At 72.8% G+C, this 17,263-nt stretch carries 10 protein-coding genes; 3 read left to right on the top strand and 7 right to left on the bottom strand.

Annotated elements, in window-relative coordinates; genetic code table 11:
* Window positions 1-46: 46 nt before the first annotated feature.
* On the top strand, window positions 47-1,927 hold the full coding sequence (locus tag D458_RS37725) for a serine/threonine-protein kinase (RefSeq protein WP_051049780.1): 1,881 nt from the start codon (window positions 47-49) through the stop codon (window positions 1,925-1,927).
* Window positions 1,928-2,038: 111 nt separating this feature from the next.
* Here the strand turns inward: D458_RS37725 and D458_RS0124960 are convergent, their stop codons facing one another.
* Window positions 2,039-3,463, bottom strand: a complete 1,425-nt coding sequence (locus D458_RS0124960) for a DUF6891 domain-containing protein (protein ID WP_017589453.1) — start codon at window positions 3,461-3,463, stop codon at window positions 2,039-2,041.
* A 313-nt stretch (window positions 3,464-3,776) separates the two neighbouring features.
* Between D458_RS0124960 and D458_RS0124955 the strand changes: the two genes are divergently transcribed.
* Window positions 3,777-4,472, top strand: coding sequence for a hypothetical protein (locus D458_RS0124955; protein WP_017589452.1), 696 nt, complete (start codon window positions 3,777-3,779; stop codon window positions 4,470-4,472).
* Here the strand turns inward: D458_RS0124955 and D458_RS0124950 are convergent.
* The 3 genes from D458_RS0124950 to D458_RS0124940 form a co-directional block, all read right to left on the bottom strand.
* A complete protein-coding gene (locus D458_RS0124950; protein ID WP_017589451.1) occupies window positions 4,441-5,490 on the bottom strand; it encodes a hypothetical protein in 1,050 nt (349 codons plus the stop codon). The genes D458_RS0124955 and D458_RS0124950 overlap by 32 nt on opposite strands.
* Before the next feature lie 415 nt (window positions 5,491-5,905).
* Window positions 5,906-8,368, bottom strand: coding sequence for an ATP-binding protein (locus tag D458_RS0124945; protein ID WP_017589450.1), 2,463 nt, complete (start codon window positions 8,366-8,368; stop codon window positions 5,906-5,908).
* Window positions 8,369-8,689: 321 nt separating this feature from the next.
* Window positions 8,690-9,349, bottom strand: coding sequence for a GmrSD restriction endonuclease domain-containing protein (locus D458_RS0124940; RefSeq protein WP_017589449.1), 660 nt, complete (start codon window positions 9,347-9,349; stop codon window positions 8,690-8,692).
* 604 nt (window positions 9,350-9,953) lie between these two features.
* On the opposite strand from D458_RS0124940, the gene thpD reads away from it, so the two are divergent.
* Window positions 9,954-10,874, top strand: coding sequence for an ectoine hydroxylase (gene thpD, locus D458_RS0124935; RefSeq protein ID WP_193374652.1), 921 nt, complete (start codon window positions 9,954-9,956; stop codon window positions 10,872-10,874).
* 352 nt (window positions 10,875-11,226) lie between these two features.
* Here the strand turns inward: thpD and D458_RS0124930 are convergent, their stop codons facing one another.
* The 3 genes from D458_RS0124930 to D458_RS0124920 form a co-directional block, all read right to left on the bottom strand.
* Entirely contained in the window at window positions 11,227-15,627 is a 4,401-nt protein-coding gene (locus tag D458_RS0124930) for a TcpE family conjugal transfer membrane protein (RefSeq protein ID WP_026119667.1), read from the bottom strand.
* A gap of 18 nt (window positions 15,628-15,645) precedes the next feature.
* On the bottom strand, window positions 15,646-15,969 hold the full coding sequence (locus tag D458_RS0124925; RefSeq protein ID WP_017589447.1) for a hypothetical protein: 324 nt from the start codon (window positions 15,967-15,969) through the stop codon (window positions 15,646-15,648).
* A gap of 83 nt (window positions 15,970-16,052) precedes the next feature.
* Window positions 16,053-17,018 carry a conjugal transfer protein gene (locus D458_RS0124920; protein ID WP_017589446.1) on the bottom strand — a complete coding sequence of 322 codons (966 nt, stop codon included), beginning with the start codon at window positions 17,016-17,018 and terminating at the stop codon, window positions 16,053-16,055.
* Window positions 17,019-17,263: the final 245 nt, after the last annotated feature.

The following is a 17,263-nucleotide window of genomic DNA, read 5'->3' as shown; positions in this document are numbered from 1 at the left end:
GATCGGCCCGCGCAAGACTCCGCACCGCCAGAAGGGAAGCCACACCATGCCGACCCCCGGGCGTACCTCTGTCGGCCGCTACGAGCTGCGTAAGAGGCTGGGCATCGGTGGAATGGGCACGGTCTGGCACGCCTGGGACCCCGCGCTGCAGCGGGACGTCGCGGTCAAGGAGGTGCTCCTCCCCGAGGGGATGACGCCCGAGGACCGCGCCGAAGCGCACGCGCGCACCCTGCGCGAGGCCCAGGCGACCGCCCGGATCAGCCACACCTCCGTCGTCACCATCCACGACGTGCTCGACCACGACAAGAGCCCGTGGATCGTGATGGAACTGCTCAGCGGCTCCTCGCTCCAGCACCGCCTCGACACCGGCGGACCGATGCCGGTCGAACGGGTCGAACAGGCGGCACGGGCACTGCTGGGCGGGTTGAAGGCGGCCCACGCGGCGGGGGTCACCCACCGCGACGTCAAGCCCGCCAACATCATGCTCACCGAGGACGACCGGACGGTGCTGACGGACTTCGGCATCGCGAACGTGGACGGCAGCGCCGCGCTCACCCAGACCGGCGTGTACATCGGCTCCCCCGAGTACATGGCGCCGGAACGCTTCGAGGGCGAACGGGCCCTGCCCGCCTCGGACCTGTGGAGCCTCGGGGTGACCCTGTACTCGCTGCTGGAGGGGCGTTCGCCGTTCAAGCGGGACAGCATCACCGGCATGATCAGCGCGGTACTGACCGCGCCGGTACCACCGAAGCTGGTCGAGAACGAGGACGCGGAGACACCGAAGAGCCTGGCCCTGCGCGCGCTGATCGGCGCCCTGCTGACCCGGGACGTGGCGGCCAGGCCGAGCCCGCAGGAGGCCCTGGAGCTGCTGGAGCGGGAACGCCAGGCGGCGCAGCGGCACGTGGGCACGGAGAAGTCCGCGCTGCCGGACCTCGGAGCCGTCGAAGCCGCCGCGGTCGTCGGGGACGTCGCGACCGGCGGTGCTCGCGGGACCGGCGCCCCCGGGAACCGGCCCGGTGCCGGTCGGCCGGGCGGGGCGAGCAGGCCGGGTGGGCCCGGCGGTCCCGGGCCGGCACGGCCGGGAGGCAACACCCCCGCCCCCGACGCACCCGCTCCCCACAACACGCCCAGCCCCCACGGAGGCACACCCGCGTGGGGACAGCAGCCGCCGAGCAGGGTGCGGTCGGCGCAGTCCGGCACCGCGCGGCCGCAGCCGGCTCCCGCGCCGCGGCGAAACCCGGTCGGGCCCCGGCAGCCGCCGAGCGGTCCCCAGGCGGGCGGGTACTCGTGGGCCGCGCCGCCGGCGATGGCGGCGGGTCGGGGAGCGGGCGCTGTGGGCCCCGGAGGTGCTGTGCGGCCGACAGGCCCCGCCGGCGCCACGGCTCAGGGACGTCCCGGGGCCGGGCCGGACACGCCCCCGGGCCCCGGTGGGGCGGCCGGGACGGACGCGGGCGCGCGGTTCCTGGAGGGGACAGGGCACACCGGCACCAACCCCGGCGCGCCCGTGCCCGCAGGGAGCGGGCGCGGCGCCGAACCGGACGCGGCGAAGCCGACGGCGGTGCTCACCGCAATGGTGATGCTGGGGCTCAACGCACTGGTGCTGTTCGTGCTCACCGCCCTGAGCATCGGGCAGGCGGACGACCCCGCCACTGACACCACCTGGGGCAGCGTGGTGGTCCTGGGACTGTGGGGCGTGCTGTCGGCCTTCGCGGCCTTCGGGCTGCTCACCCGGTCGCGGCTGGTGTTCGCCCTGGTGGTGATCGTGCAGGGGATCGCGGCGGTGTCGCTGGCGATGAGCATGTTCACGGTGTTCGTCTACACGCCGGAACTGATGGTGGTCTACACGCTGATGCTGCTCTACACGCTGGGGATCGGCGGGCTGCTGCTCGTCCCGGGCGCCTCCCGCGCCTACTTCGGCCTGGGTTGACCGCCGGGGACCGTGATCGTGTTCCGGGCAGGGCCCGGGCGACGGGACGGTCGGCGCCCGGGCTGTCCGGTGGTGGTTCGGGGCGGTGCGAGGGTGCGGCCGCGGGGCGGTTCACCCCTGGGGCGGCTCGTCGTCAAGATGGTGGTCCCAGTGGAGCGTGTGCACCCCGGGGGCGCCCAGCAGCCCCGACGTGCCCTCCTCCGCGAGCTGGCAGAACAGCTCCTCCGCCTCCGCGAGGGTGCCGAGCCGGCCGTACGAGACGCGGGCCACGGGGTCCGGGGTCTCCATCCACACGGTGTGGTCCTCCTGCCAGACCATCTGCACGCACACACCGTTGAACGAACAGGCGACCACGAACGTGCCCAGCGCGGGGACGGCCCGGTGCAGCAGGGAGCGCAGTTCCGCAAGCTCCATCGGCACCTCGAGCCCCGTGCGCCCCACCCCCAGCGGATGGCCGTCGCTGTACCTGACGTCGAGAAGCCCGCGCGAGGCGGGCGGGGCGTCCTCCGAGGGCAGCGAGCCGTCCACCGCCCAGCGGCTGAGGACCTCGTCCAGGTGGTCGCGGGACAGCAGGAGGCCCTCCCCGTAGGTCGGCTCCACCCCGGACAGGCAGGCCGCGCCCAGCACCCGGATCCGGTCGAAGTCGCGTTCCAGGAAGATCATGAGGTCCTCGCGGACCCGGCTGGTCACCTCGACCCGCTGCCCCGTCGGGAGCCAGGGCAGGGCGACCCGGGCGAACTCGCGGACCGAGGTGTCCCGCAGGTGGTCCTCGCCCCACCAGGGCAGGAGGTGCTCGGGCTGCGGATTGGTGAGCTCCACCCGGATCATCGGTTCCCGGGACGCGCGGGGGCCCGGGTGCGCGGCGAGCCGGCCCCGGCGGCGGCACCGCCAGTCCATGTCCACCCGGATGCGGGCGGCCGTCTCGTCCGGCCACAGGGCGTCGAGGCCGTGCGCGTGCAGGACCTCCAGGATCTCCGCGGCCGCCGCCCCCAGCAGGTCGTGCTCGCGTACCGCGAAGCTGATCCACAGGTGCTCGCCGAACAGCGCGAGTTCGATGTCGGATTCGAAGAAGTAGGCGACGGCGCGGGCCTTGACGTCCTGGTGGTCGGCCAGGCTCCACACGTACGGTTCGCCGCCGTTGTGCTCCAGGCAGCCGTCACAGCAGTCGACCCCCTCGAACAGGGGGACGCCGATCGCGGCCAGGGCCTGCCCCGCCCGTTCGAGCCGGTCGACGTCGGTGCGCCCGGGCCAGCGGCGCTGCACGCGCAGGTGGTTGGCGAAGGCCCGGTCCGCGAAGTCGTGGACCTCGGCGGCGTCGGCCCGGATCTTGGCCGGTTCGGCCCGGTCGGGGGCGGGACCGTCCAGCAGTGTGCCGTCGATCAGCGTCTCTCCGGAGGAGGACCGCAGGTCGATCAGCCTCTCGTAGGCCCTGTCCATGACATCGGAGAACCCGAGTCGGCCCATGGCGACCATGACGGTCACCCACTCCCGGAGGGCGTCGAGGGAACGGTCCCCGTTCGACCAGTCAGCTCTCATCCGCCCAATCTGCCAGACCGGTGGAACCCGCGTGGGGCGAACCGGGGAAGCGCCCGTGGCCGCATCCGGCCGTGTCCGGAGGGCTCGTGCGCCGGCCCCCGGCATGACCGGTATCGGACACCGGAGGGGTGGAGGGCCCCGTCCCGTCGTCCGGCCGGACATTCGGTGCCAGAGTTGAGGGGCGCCGTTTTCCCGCCCCGAAGGGTGCCTTCCCCTGCCTCTGCCACCACTTCCCGACCGCACCCGGTCCGTACTCGAACGCACCCTCTCCGCACGGCCGCCGCTGAGCGGGTCCGCGCTGCTGGGCTTCTCCGTGTACGCCCTGGTGGTCGCGGTGCTGCCCGACGTGTGGCTGACCTGGGACCTGCCCAACCCCCAGGTGTGGACGGCGGCGTTCCTGGTGCTGCTGCTCCTGCACGCCGAGCGCCCCGGGCTGCCCCGGGGCGCCTGGCTCGAACTGTGGTGCGCCGCGGCCGTGCTCACGGTCATGCATCTGGCCCTGCTGGTCTGGTCCCGGCGGGGCCCGGTCGCCCACCTCCTCCCCGGACCGGCGGACCTGGCCCCCTGGTACGTCGTGTGGGGCTGCGTGCTGACCCTGGTGGCGCTGCTCGTCCTGGCCGCCCACCGATACCGGCCCGGGACCTGGTGGTCGGCCGCCGTGCTCCTCACCCTGACCGTGCTGGTGCTCTCCGGGGTGCTCCTCCTCCAGAACCTGGAGGCGGTGCTCGGCGGCCTCCTGTGCCTGCACACCGCCCTGTCGGGCGTCCGCCGCCGACGGGGCACGCCACCCGGATCGGCCGTCCCCGCCGCGCTGTGGCTGGCCGCGCTGCTGTTCGCGGTGTTCGCGGTCCTGAACCACCCGGTGGTCTTCCGGGCCTACGGGACCCACGGGGCCGTGGTCACGCTCGCCACCACGCTCCTCTCCTGGGGGTGCCTGGGGCTGCTCGCCGCCGCCGTGCTCGGCCGCGCCCGCCAGGTCACCCTCGGGGCAGCTCCGCGAGGCCGGTGACGGCGGCGTGGACCCTGGCCACGTACTCGTCCCGCACCCTGCGGGCGGCCTCGGCGGTGTCGGCGAGTTCGGCGACCTCGGCGGAGCGCACGGACATCAGGGAGGCCTCGGCGCGCAGGTCCGTGTAGGAGTCCATCGAGTCCAGGGCCTCCTGGCACTGCTCCCACTCGCGGTGCGCCAGGACCGAGGCCTCCACCAGCCGGCCGTAGTCGACGATCTGGTCGACCCGGTCGCGGATGTGGCCCTCCACCGCGATCAGGTGCTCCCGCTGGGGGGCGAGGACCTCGCGCACCCGGGGCGAGGAGGCCTGCTGCCAGCGCCGGATGTACTCCCGGCGCAGTTCGCGCTGGCGGGCCAGCAGGGAGGCGATCCGCCACTCCTGTTCCCGCAGGACCAAGAGCCCCCGGGCGGTGTCCAGGGTGTCGGAGCCACCCAGCTCCACACGGGCGTCGGTGACCTTGTCGATGGTCTGCTGGACCGCCACCAGCAGACCGTGGTCGGCGGCGCTGATGTCCTCCGGCAACAGGATCCGGTCGCGGTAGTGCTCCTCGGGCGGCTCCTTGACCTGTGCCGTGAGCGTGTCCGCGGTGACCATGCCGACCAGTAGCGCGAACAGCAGCCAGGGGGCGCCGCCGGGCGGGTCCAGCGGCAGGACGTCGAACAGCCACAGGGGCGCGGCCGCGAAGGCTCCCCCGCCGATCGCGGCGCCGATCCCCCGCACCACCGGATCGGCCTCCTTGCGCACGGCCAGCGCGGCGACGTAGGCGATCAGGCTGATGCTGGCGATCACCATGCCGAGGTACCAGCCGGCGGTGAGCAGGGCCAGGACCAGGGTGAAGCCGACACCGAGCAGCTGGATACCGCCCTCGCGTAAGCGGAGGGCACGGCTGACGGCCTCCCCCTCGGCGCGCATGCGGTGCGACTCCGGGGCGTTGGCCTCCCGGAAGATGTCCTCGCGTAGTTCCTCGGGCAGAGCGGTGTCGACGACGGGGCGCGGCCGGATGACGTCCTCACTCATGGGCGATCCCTCGTGAGTGGTGGGTGCCTGTCGGGGTGCGGGTCAGTCAGGGGCGGGGGACGGCGGCTCGTGGTGTTCGGGAACGGAGAGGGGTGTACGCCCCGTGGCGACCGGAGCAGAGCGGGTGGGCGGCGCGCGGGATCCGGAGCCGGGACGGACCGGGTACGCGGCTCGTGGCGGTCGGAGGCGGGACGGGAGGGTGCGGGTACGGGGGCGGGGGTCAGGCGGCTGGTTCGTCAGGCGGCTGGTTCGGAGGGCAGACGATAATCTCCTTGATCCCCATCCTGGTCGTGCCCGAACCCGACTCCCCGCACCCCTTTGTCACCTGTTGTCCGCGGAGTCGGACCCCGTCCCCGCGCCTCCGCGGCCGACTCTCCGTTGACCTGCGGGAACACGCGCCGACGCGAAAGGTTCGCTACTGGTCGCGGCCGTTAGCGGACACCAGGGAATCCCCGGCGGGCCGCTCGCGGGTGGGGTTGGTGTCCAGCCAGCGCAGCAGCCCCTCGGAGACCAGGTCGACGCCGATCCTCCCGGTGCGCCCGTCGAGGTCGCGGAACAGGCACTCGCCGTTGCCGAGGTTGCGGAGCACCGCCATGTGGTCCTCGTTGGTGTCCACGCCGAGCAGCGCCATGACGTCGGCGACCTCGTGGGCCTCGCTGGAGCGGAAGGCGAACACCGAGGACAGGCAGTTGGTGACCTGTTCGTTGAGCATGTCGCCCGCGTTCTGGGACACCAGGATGAGCGCGGTGTTGCGGGAGCGGCCCATCCGGGAGACCTCGGGGACGAGCTTGGCGCCCTCGGGGGTGGAGGTGACCGCCCAGGCCTCGTCGAGGAAGATCGCCTTGGGCAGGCGCCGGTCGAGGCCGTTCATCAGGCGGCGGGCGAACTGCGAGACCAGGTAGAGGAGCGCGACGGACAGGCGCTGCTCGTAGGAGTAGTCGTCGCGATTGACCCCGGAGTCGGGCAGGGTGAGCCCGCCCAGGGTGAACACGGTGGTCCACCCCTCGGTGTCGATGCGCGCCTCGCCCTGGGGGTCGAAGCACAGCGACGCCAGCCGCATCTCCGACATCGAACCCAGGACCGCGCCCAGGTTGCGGGAGGCGGCGTCGTCGGAGGAGGACAGGTGGTCGACGACCTTGGCCAGGGACGGCTGGGGCTGGTTGGCGACCGTGGCGACCGCCTGGATCATCGCGGACTCGCGCTCCTCGCTCATGCGGGGCAGCAGCAGGCGCAGCGTCTCGGTGGCCATGGTCTTCTTCGCGGCGAGGTCGTCACCGAAGGCGAAGGGGTCGAGCAGGCCGGGCTGGGCCGAACCCAGCGACATGATGCGGGCCTTGCGGCCGCGGTGCTTGAGCAGCTCCACGAGGGACTCCGCGTCACCCTTGGGGTCGATGGCGGCGACCGTGACCCCGCGCAGGGCCAGCTGGTAGATCATGAGCAGCGCGAGGGTGGTCTTTCCGCCGCCGGGCTCGCCGGTGATGGCGATGGCGGTGGGGCGGTTGCGTGCCGCGGCGACCATGGGGTCGAAGTGCACGATGGAGCGCGCCCGGCCGATGGTCTCGCCGACGTAGGGGCCGACCCAGCCGCCGCCCTGGTTGTCCACGCGGTCGCCGACCTCGACCGTCGCGGTGGGCATGCCGCCCGCGATGGTGCGCAGCGGCTGGCGCTGGGCGTAGGCGTTCAGGCGGATGCGGTCGCCGGGCAGGGACTCGTTGAACAGGGAGATCTGGTCGCCGGTGGAGTTGACGACGTCGATGCCGATGTCCCGGTAGTGCTCCACGACCGCCTCGACCTGCTGGCTCAGGAGGCGTTCGGTGGGCGCGGAGACCATGAGCCGGTGCCAGCCGTAGACGAACGGCAGGCGTTCCTTGGTGATGCCGTGCTCCAGCATGCGGGCGGCGTCGATCTGCTCGGCCAGGGCGATGGGCGCCTCGACCCCGGCCTCACGGATGTGCGCGTCCATGTCGCGGGCGTGCGCGAGTTTGCGGCCGACGTCCTTGGAGGCCTTCGCGGGCGGGACGAGTTTCATCCGCAGCGAGATCTCGACGGGGAACGGCAGCGCGTCCGCGTGGTGCAGCCAGGGCTCGCCGTCGGGGAAGGGCATGAGGTCCGGGAAGCGGGCGAACGACAGGAACGCCACGTAGGTGGACCCGGCGGGCTGTTCGAGGCACAGCATGGAGCGGCCGTTGTGGATCACCCCGTCCACGAGCTGCTCGATCTCGCCGCGCCCCCAGGTGCGGCGGCCCGCGGCCGAGGGGCGGCTCTCCTCGGCGGTGCCGCTGACCGCGTGCCGGATGAGCCAGGCGACCTCGTCGGAGGTGGCGTGCCGGGCGTGCAGGGAGCTGGCGGCCAGGGCGCGGCCGAGGCGCTCGGACTGGTCGGTCCAGCGGGCGATCTCCTTGTCGTCGATCGCGTCGTCGTTGATGCCCAGAGCCTGCTCGGTGCGCTGGTAGGCGCCGAAGAGCTGGGAGAACAGGCCCAGGCCCGCCCCGGCGTTGCGCATGCCCAGGCGCACGCCGAGGTAGACCTCCTTGGTCCAGAAGTCCTTGACCCACACGTGCCGGTACATCTCGTCGAGGTAGTCGAACCAGCCGGGGCCGGCGTCGGCGGTCTCGTCCAGCCGGGTGGCCCACTGGGCGGCCGGGTAGGTGCGGTGCGCGACGCGCAGGTGCACCTCGGCGTCGTTCATCCGGATGGCGGCGAGGGCGATGGTGATGTTGGTGGCGAGCGCCTGGCGCTCCTCGGGGGTGGTGAACTCGTAGGACACCGTGGGGAGCCGGAAGTAGGCCCAGGCCTCGTTGTCGCTGAAGAGCACGCGGTCGTCGAAGTAGCGGACCGCGAGACGGGTCGCGCCCCGGGTGCCCCTGGTGCCGGTCATCTACTAGCCCTTCCTCGTGACAGCGCTGACGAGTTCCGCCCTGTAGCCATAGCCATCACCCATAGTGCTGCATCGGGGAGAAGCTGAGAAGCGGAGGGCCGGTGTGGCAGAAATACTGGGCACGCCGGAAACACCGGGCGGGCCCGGCCGTACGGCGCAGAACAGGCCCCCTGCGACACGGAACCGGCCGGGCGGCACGGGACCGGCTCGGGGACGACCGGAACGGAAACAGGGCGCGGCCCGGCCCCTCGGAGGAGCCGGGCCGCGACCGCGGGTGAACAGGGTCCGCTGACGGGCGCCGCCCGCCGGCAGGGCCCTCCGCTAGCAGGCGGTGTCGAGGGTGCTCTGGAGGGTGGACTCCTCGGAGGAGGTGATGGTGAGGTCGTAGACGTACTTCACGTTGATCCAGGACTTGGCGTAGTCGCAGTGGACGGACGTGTTGGGCGGCATCCACTCCGACGGGTCCTTGTCGCCCTTGGAGCTGTTGCTGGACGGGGTGGCCAGCCACAGCTGGGAGCTCGTGACGTCGTTGGCGAAGTCCGCGCGCCGGGCGGTGGACCAGTCGGCGGCCCCGGTCTTCCACGCCTCACTGAGCGGGACCAGGTGGTCGACGCTGATGTCACCGGGGACGTCGTCGACCCACTGGTCGTCGAAGGCGCTCCACCAGCTGCCGGAGGTGGGCTGGCAGTTGGAGTCGGTGACGACGTCGTGGCCGTCCCGCTGGAGCACCACCTGACGGGCGGTGCAGGGGCTGTCCACCACGTTCCAGTGCGGGAAGAGGCTTCGGTCGTAACCGGTCTGCGGGCCCTTGGGGGCGACGGTGAGCGAGTTCAGCTGGGTCTGGGCCGCCGCGTCGCCGGGGATGTTCGGGGGGAGGATGTGGTCGGCGGCGGCCGGGGCGGACCAACCGAGGACCATCACGACGGCGGCGGCCGAAACGGTCGCCGCGGCGCGCGCGAGCACGCGGGGGAAGGGGGGCACTTGTTCTCCTCTTGAGCGGGTCGAGGAAATCCGGACCCCACTACTGTGAAGTAGTCAAGGCTTTCACGCCAGACCCCGCGCGAGAACTCCGCGTGAAACCGGGGTCACCCGGGAAGGACGCGCGGAGGACGCGGCGGCTTTCGGGGGATCGGCGGGGATTCGGGAGGTGCGTCGGGGTCGATTACGGGCCCGCTTCGGCCGCGGGAACGGCGTACCTTTTGCACCATGGTTCGCCTCATATGCTTGTGAAATAGGTCACACGCAAAGACCGATCAGCGCGGCGGAGGGTTGGCGAATTCGGCCGCGCAACTGGACGACCTGGGGCGATACGGAGAAGAGGGTGCTCAGCTCGCCCGTGGGCGGCCTTCGGCGAGACAGCGCAGGTGAGCACCGGAGAATGCCACCCGGAGGGACAGCGGAAACCGGAGGCCGAGCCGCCGGGTTCATTTATTTTCGCCCATAAGTATGGCAGTAATACCCAGTCGGCCAACGTGTAAACACGCGACGAAAATGACGCCGTGTGCAGCAGCGTATGGTTTTGTTAAGTTCGCATGTCGTACGAAGGACCCCAGCCGAGAGGAGCACCCTCATCGAGGGGAGCGCCATGACTCTGCAAATGGATCTTCCGACCGCGGACGAGTACCCGACCCGTAAAACCTCCGAACCCGCACTGCTCTACCGCAGGGACCCCGTCGTCTGGACCGGCGCCCCGGGGCGCCCGGCTCCGGCCGGCCCGTTCACCACCGAGGAACTGGACGGCTACGACCGCCGCGGCTACACGCAGGTCGAGTCGATCGTCAGCCCGGACGAGGTCGAGGCCTACCGCGCCGAACTCGGACGGCTCAGCGAGGACCCCGCCCTGCGCGCCGACGAACGCGTCGTCGTCGAACCCGCCTCCGACGAGGTGCGCTCGGTCTTCGAGGTGCACAAGGTGAGCAAGGTCTTCCGCGACCTCGTGAACGACCCCCGCCTCGTCGACCGCGCCCGCCAGATCCTCGGCTCCGACGTGTACGTGCACCAGAGCCGCGTCAACTACAAGCCCGGCTTCGGCGGCGGCTCGTTCTACTGGCACTCGGACTTCGAGACCTGGCACGCCGAGGACGGCATGCCCCGGATGCGCGCGGTCAGTTTCTCCGTGGCGCTCAGCGACAACTACACCCACAACGGCGCCCTGATGATCATGCCGGGCTCGCACCGGACCTTCGTCTCCTGCGTGGGCCAGACCCCGGACGACCACTACAGGTCCTCTCTGCAGAGCCAGCACGTGGGCACCCCGGACCAGGCGTCACTGAACCTGCTGGCCGACCGGCACGGCATCGACGTGCTCACCGGCTCGGCGGGCGACATGACCGTGTTCGACTCCAATTGCATGCACGGGTCGGGCGGCAACATCACGCCCTACCCCCGCTCCAACGTGTTCATCGTGTTCAACAGCGTGGACAACGCGTGCACGAAGCCGTTCAGCGCGGGCGACGCCCGCCCGGAGTTCCTCGCCGCGCGGGAGGTCGAGCCCGCCGGACGCTAGGCACGCCCCCGCCCCCGCCCCCGCCGCGGACGCAGACGCAGACGCAGACGCAGACGCAGACGCATCGGTGATCCTGCCGCCAGAGACGGTCCGAACCGCCGATTCCACCACTGGCAGCAGGATCATCCGGGGGCGGGACAGCACGACAGCGGCCCGCACCCCGGTCCGGGGCGCGGGCCGCTGTCGTCCTGCGTCGGGGAGCCCGCCGACCGGCTGCGGGCCCCGGCCGGCGGGGCCCGCCGTCCGAGGCGGAGCCGCCCGCTGTCCGACCGGCCTCCGGCCGCCCCGAACGCGGGCCCTCGGAGCCCGGGTCAGCGCGCCGGCGGAATCCCGGGCGCTCCGGAGACGGCGGTCAGGTGGTCGCGGCCGGCGGGGCCAGGGCGTTGACCAGGACCCCGCCCAGGGCGCCGTGAGCGCGTTTGGTGGCCGGACGCAGGGCCCCGACGTCGATCTTCGTGTACGAGGAACCCAGATGGTCGTCCCACGGGATGCGCACGATCGCGCGGCAGCGGCCGCGGGCCACGCGCTCGGCGGCGTCCACGTCCTGGAGGCTGCGCTTGCTCACCCCGTTGACCACCAGTACCGAGTTGGCCCTGAGGCCGGCGTAACCGTTGCCGTCCAACCACTCGAAGGTCATGGAGACGGCCCGCTCGGCGTCCGCGCTCGCCGGAGCCACCAGGACCAGCCCGTCGGCCACCGGCAGGGACCGGGCCACACCGGTGGCGGCCGGGTCCAGCAGCGTCACACCGTAGAACCCGCCGAGCAGGTCGGTGAGCTGGCCGTAGTCACGGTCGTCCAGGGTCTGGACGTAGGGGTCGTCCAGGGTCTGCACGACCTCCAGCCCGGTCTCGGCCCGGCCCGCGTAGGCGCGCATCCGGTCGTACTCGTCCACGGAGCCGGCGTTGGCCAACAGGGCGGTGAGGGTCTCCGGCGCCTGCGCGCCGACCCGGCGGGACAGGCCGTTGGGGCCGGGGTTGACGTCGACCGCGACGACCCGGTCGTCGCGGTGCGCGGCGAGGGTGTGGCCGATCATCAGGGCGGTCACCGTCTGCCCGGCACCGCCGGTGCAGCCGAGGACGACCAGGGAGCGCGGTTCGGTCAGCGGGGTGCGCAAGCGCTCGATGTCGCTGGCGGGCAGGTCCGAGCGGACCGGCGCGGCTCCCCCGGTGACGACCTTGGCCAGCCTGCGCCAGCCCCGGGTTCCGCCGGAGGCGCTGTCATCGCCACCGGACGGACTGTCAGCCGTGCCGCCGGTCGCGGCGGCGGGCTCCTCGGCGCGCTCGGCCGGCCGGGGTTCGGGCCGCTGCGAGGGCACCCCGTTGGGGGTGTCGCCCAGGCGGGCCTGTTCACCGGTGCCGTGGTCGAGTTCGAGGTCGGGCCTGGCCGGGTCCTCGGCCGCCCCGGATTCGGACCGCCGGGGCTGGTCGGGCTCCTCGCCCGGAGCGGGCTGGCCGAAGAGCTGACCGATGCGGCGGGCGTTCTGGGCGACCCGGTGGAAGACCCCGTCGTGGGGGTCGTCGGAGTCGTGGTCGCCCGGAGCGGCCGGGGTGGCCTGAGCGGCGGTCCGGTCCGCGGGCGCGGAGGTCCGTGCCGGGGTCCGCGTGTCGGCCTCCCCCGAAGCGGTTTCCGGCGGTGCGATCGCCGAAGATGCGGCTTCCGGCGGCGCGGTTGCCGACGGCGCGGTTGCCGACGGCGCGGTTGCCGACGGCGCGGCCGGAGCGGTGGACGCGGCCCGCATGGTCCGGGAGAGCCGGTCGGACCTGGCCGGGTCCTCACGCCCGGGCATCTCCGGTGCCTGCGCGGCGCTCGCCCCGGACCCGGCCGGGGCACGGCGGGCACGCAGGGCCGCCGCCTCGGCCTCGGCCAGTTCGGTCTCGGTGGGCCGGGCCGCCGGGGCCTCACCCGTAGGGGCGGGGGCCGCGGAGGCCGGTGCCGCCGCAGCACGGGGCGTGGACCTGGGAACCGGGATCCGGGGGTCCTTGCGCACCTCCACGAAGCTCACGAGCTCACCCGTGCCGTGGTCCAGCTGGGTGGACGGCTTGGGCTCGTCGGCCAGGTCGGCGGCCGCGGCCTCGGCGGCCTCAGCGGCACGCCGGTCGGCCTCCTCGGCCTCCTTGCGGATGGCCTCCGCACGCGCCTGCTGCTCGCGCGCCTCCTGCTCCCGGGCGGACCTCTCACGCGCCTCCTGCTCGCGCGCCTCCCGTTCCCGGACGGACCTCTCACGCGCCTCCTGCTCGCGCGCCTCCCGTTCCCGGGTCTCCTGCTCCCGGGCCTCGGCGGCGGCGCGGCGCTCCTCTCGCAGCTCGCTGACCGCGATCACCGGATTGTCCCGGTCCCCCACCTTGGGCTGGTCCGGGTGGCGGCGCTTGCCGTCGTCGAACCACTCCGAGGGGTCCCTGCGCTCGTCGTCGCGCTCCTTGGTCGGCACGGCGTCGGCGAACTTGGGCCGGGGCGGGGCCGGGGTGTCGGCCGTGATCAGGTGCTGGTCGAGCACGGACATGTGCTCGCTCCACTCGGGACCGCGCTCCGCGGGCTCTTCCTCGGGTTCCACGGGCATGGCCTCGTGCTCGCCGGTGCCGTGGTCCAGCTGCAGCGGCGGCTTGGCCGCGCCCGCTGCCGGGGACGCGGAGGCGCCGGGCACCGGGGCACCGGGGGCCTCGGCGGCGGTCCGTTCGGAGGCGACCGGTTCGGACGCGGCGCGTTCGGACGTGCTCGTGCCCAGGCTGCGGGCGGCGTGGGAGGCCTGCGGTCCCGCCTCGGAACGGCCGATCCGGTCGTCGTCGCCGACCTCGCCGGTGCTGTGGGCCGGAGCGGTGTCCGTGCGGTCGCGGCCGGAGTCCCGGCGGGGCGGTTCTGCCTCGCGGCGGTCCGACCGCGTGCCCCGCAGTCCGGACCGCTGGTCCCCCTGCGGCTCCTCGGGGGTCGCCGAGGCCGGGGGCAGCCACGGCGCGGCCGAGACGTCCTTGGCCACCGCAGGGCGCCCCGTGGCGGCGGCGTAGCGGGCCGCGTAGTCGGACAGGTCCGGGTAGTCGGTCCGGTCGGAAGCGGCCGCGGACCGCTCCTCTCCGGGTTCGAGCGCCCAAGGGGCGGCGTGCGGGCGCCCCTGGCGGCGGGCCTTGGCCGGACGGTCGTCCTCGGCCCCGGTCTCCGGGAGCGCCTGCCCCCTGGCGCGGGCGGGACGTGCGGGCGGGGTCTGCCGGGCGCGCTCGCGAACCGGGGCGGACCGCTGGGACGCCTCGGCGTCCGCACCGGCCTCCTCGGACGCGGGTGCCTCCTCGGCAGCGCCGTGCTCACGGCGGTCCGCGTGGTCCTTGGCGACCCGGATCCCCTGGACCCGGCCGCGCAGGCGGCGGGCGGCGGCGGACTCCTCACGGGGGTCCGCGTCCTCCCCGTCCTCGCTCCGGCCTTCCAGCGCGCCGTCCCCGGCGGCGGACGCGGCCATGACCTCCTCGGCGCGGCGCCGGGAACCGGGGGCCCGCCGGGCGGTGCCGGGTTCGCGCGGGCTGACCGCGTCGGCGAGTTCGGCGCTGCTCATGGCGCCGGTGTCGCTGGCGGCGTAGGCGCCCTTGGACGTCAGTCCGAGGGGTGTCTCCCCGGAGGAGGCCTTCAGCTGGGCGAACCACGCGTCGCGATCGCGCTGCTCGTCCTCCTCCGTGACGTAGAGGGGCTCGCCGAAGCCCTCGTCCTCCTCGCCGGAGTCCCGTTCCGTGAGCCGGTAGCCGCGGTCGTGCGGGGTGTCGCGGTCGCCGAGACCGCGGTCGCCGGGACCGGCCTGGTCGCCGTCGTCCGCGGGATCGAGGCCGAAGCCGAAGTAGTTGAGGACACGGCGGCCGACCCCGCGGGGGCGGTCGTCGGGGTGTCCGGAGGTGTCCGGGGCGGCGAACGCCCGGTCTCCGGTTTCGTTCCGGGACTCCGCCACGGCGTCGTCTTCCTGGGTCGGGGGGATACCGGAGCCGACCGGGGCGTACGCGCCCGAGGCGGCGGCGACCGGGATCCTCCGGGCAGGGGTGTACTCGACCGCGTCGTCAGGAGCGGGCGCCGGTTCGGCGGTGGGAACGGACTCAGGCACGGGAACCGGTTCGGCGGTGGGAGCGGACTCAGGCACGGGAACCGGTTCGGCTACGGAAACGGGCTTGGGTTCGGGCTTGGGTTCGGGCACACCGCGCAGCGGCGGCGCGGCGGCGGGAGCGGCGCGGCGGCCGGTCCCCCGGGTTCCGCGACTCTCCCTGGCCGGAGCTTCCTGGGTTCCTTCCCCTTCGACGGCCTCGGCGGCCCGCGTGTCCTCGGATCCGGCGGCCGACTCCAGGGCGGCGGCCTCCTCGGCCTGGGCCGCCCTCCGCGCCGCGCCGCGGGTCAGGGGCAGGGGCCCCGCGGCGGGGTCCCGGTGCCACACGCGCACCGAGACCCTGATCTCGGCGGGCTCGTACTCAGGGGCGAGCCGGGTGTAGACGCGGGGCTCGGTGAGGAACCGGGCCTGCGAGACGAGCAGTTCCGTGAGGCGCTTGCCCTCGATCACCGGCCGGGTGGCCAGCACGGTGATCACCCCCGGCGGGACGACCCACAGCACCAGGTGCCAGCCGTTGCCGAAGTCGAACGGGGCGTTGAGGATGCTGAGCAGCACCACCCACAGCGCGAACACGCCCAGGGCGACCCCGAAGGTCCCCACCGGGAGCGGCATGGGCAACCGGAAATCGTAGAGCTTGTACAGCCGCTTCTCGATACGCCAGATGTTGGTGTACGTGGGCAGATCCACGTTTCCGGCCTCCCTCGCCTATTCCGTCGATACGCCCATCGCTCGGGCGAGCGCCACTGCGATGACCTCGATGATGCCGGGGACGTAGAAGACGATCCCGATGAAGATCGCCAGGATGATGAACTGCATGAAGCGGGTGATCTCCCTGGTGAACAGGAAGAAGATCGCCACGATGGACACGATGACGAGGAAGAGCGGCCCGAAGAAACCGCGCAGGAACTCCGCGAGGCCGCCGGTGTCGGGGGCGTTCTGCGTGGGGGTGGTCTCGGCCGCGAGGGAGGTCAGGTCCGTGGAGCCGAGAGCCGACATGGTGTCGGCCGCGGCGGACAACAGGGGGAGCATGTCAGGCGCCTTCCTCCGCTGTCGTTACTGGTGTGCGCATGGTTCTTCTCGTCTCCTTGCCTACAGGCCCCGTCATCGGTCGATCATCCGCCGAACGAGTGCGGGGCGCCCTGGATGTCACGCACGTACCACTCGTTGCCGGAGTTCACGACCGTGACCAGGTAGTTCTGCACCATCTGCCCGGCTTCGCCCGTGTCGTCGGTGGAGTCGACGGAGGGGAGGGCCCAGACCACGGTGGTCGCCACCTGTCGTACGTCATCATCCCCGGTCGAGGACTGGGATGGCACCGTGATATCGGACAGTTCGCTGAATTCCACACTGTTTGCCGGAAGTGGGGCGACAGAGGCACCCGGTTCGACATAGCGGTCGAGGTGACCGGGCTCCCCCGTGTAGGCCTCGAAGAAACCGATGAGCACGTCCTCGAGCTGCTCGGCGACCTGCGGATCCTCGTCGAAGGAGGAGCCGGCCGGCAGCTCGGCCTGGCTGGGCGCGGCGAGCAGGGCGGGGCGGCCGGAGAGCACCAGCGAGGAGCCGTCGCTGTAGACCGGCACCTCCAGGCTCATGGCCTCGTCGTTGACGTCGGCGCGGACGACCACGACGGCGTTGTGCTCGTCCAGGACGTCCACGGCCATCACGGTCAGGTTCTCGCCGGTGAGGCTGTCAGCGGGGACGTTGAGCTGGCCGGCCTGCCCTTCGGGCACGAAGGCCGCCAGGGAGGACTGCCGGGCCTCGGGGTCGGAGGTGTCCAGGTAGGTGTCGGCGAAGCGGAGCGCGAAGGCCGCCGCGGCGGTCTCGGGGAAGTCGACGGTGTCGGTGGACTCGGGTTCGGCGGCGGAGGTGGGCAGGGAGAAACCGTTGCGGATGGGGAACCAGATGCCGTTGAAGATGACGACGATGATGAACGCCCACAGCAGTACGCGTCCCACACCGACCCACCAGCGCCCGCCCGCCCCGGCCCGCGGCCTTCGGGAGCGCGGGGCGTCGAGTTCGTGGTCGACGTCGTCCGCCCGGTCACGCACCGCGGTGTCGCGCCGCGACGTCTTGGCCATCCCCGCCTCCTGCTCCTGCACACAGTGATGCGCCGGCCCCTGCGCCGACGCCCGGACTTGCCGCGCCGTTGCCGACGCTTTCCTCCATGCCCTTGTCTACCCCATCCCTATAGTGAGGCATTGTGCGGGTTGGGAGCCGCCTTGGCGGGTCCGCGTTTCCCCGCCAAGGGAACATTGCACCCGGCGAAGGAACTTCTCAAAAGGTTCATCGTGCGGCAATTCACCACCGAACTCATCTTACAGTT

It is taken from the genome of Nocardiopsis ganjiahuensis DSM 45031 (assembly GCF_000341085.1).
GTDB lineage: Bacteria > Actinomycetota > Actinomycetes > Streptosporangiales > Streptosporangiaceae > Nocardiopsis > Nocardiopsis ganjiahuensis.
Note: the sequence above shows the minus strand (reverse complement) of the source record. Positions and strands in the feature narration are given on the sequence as shown.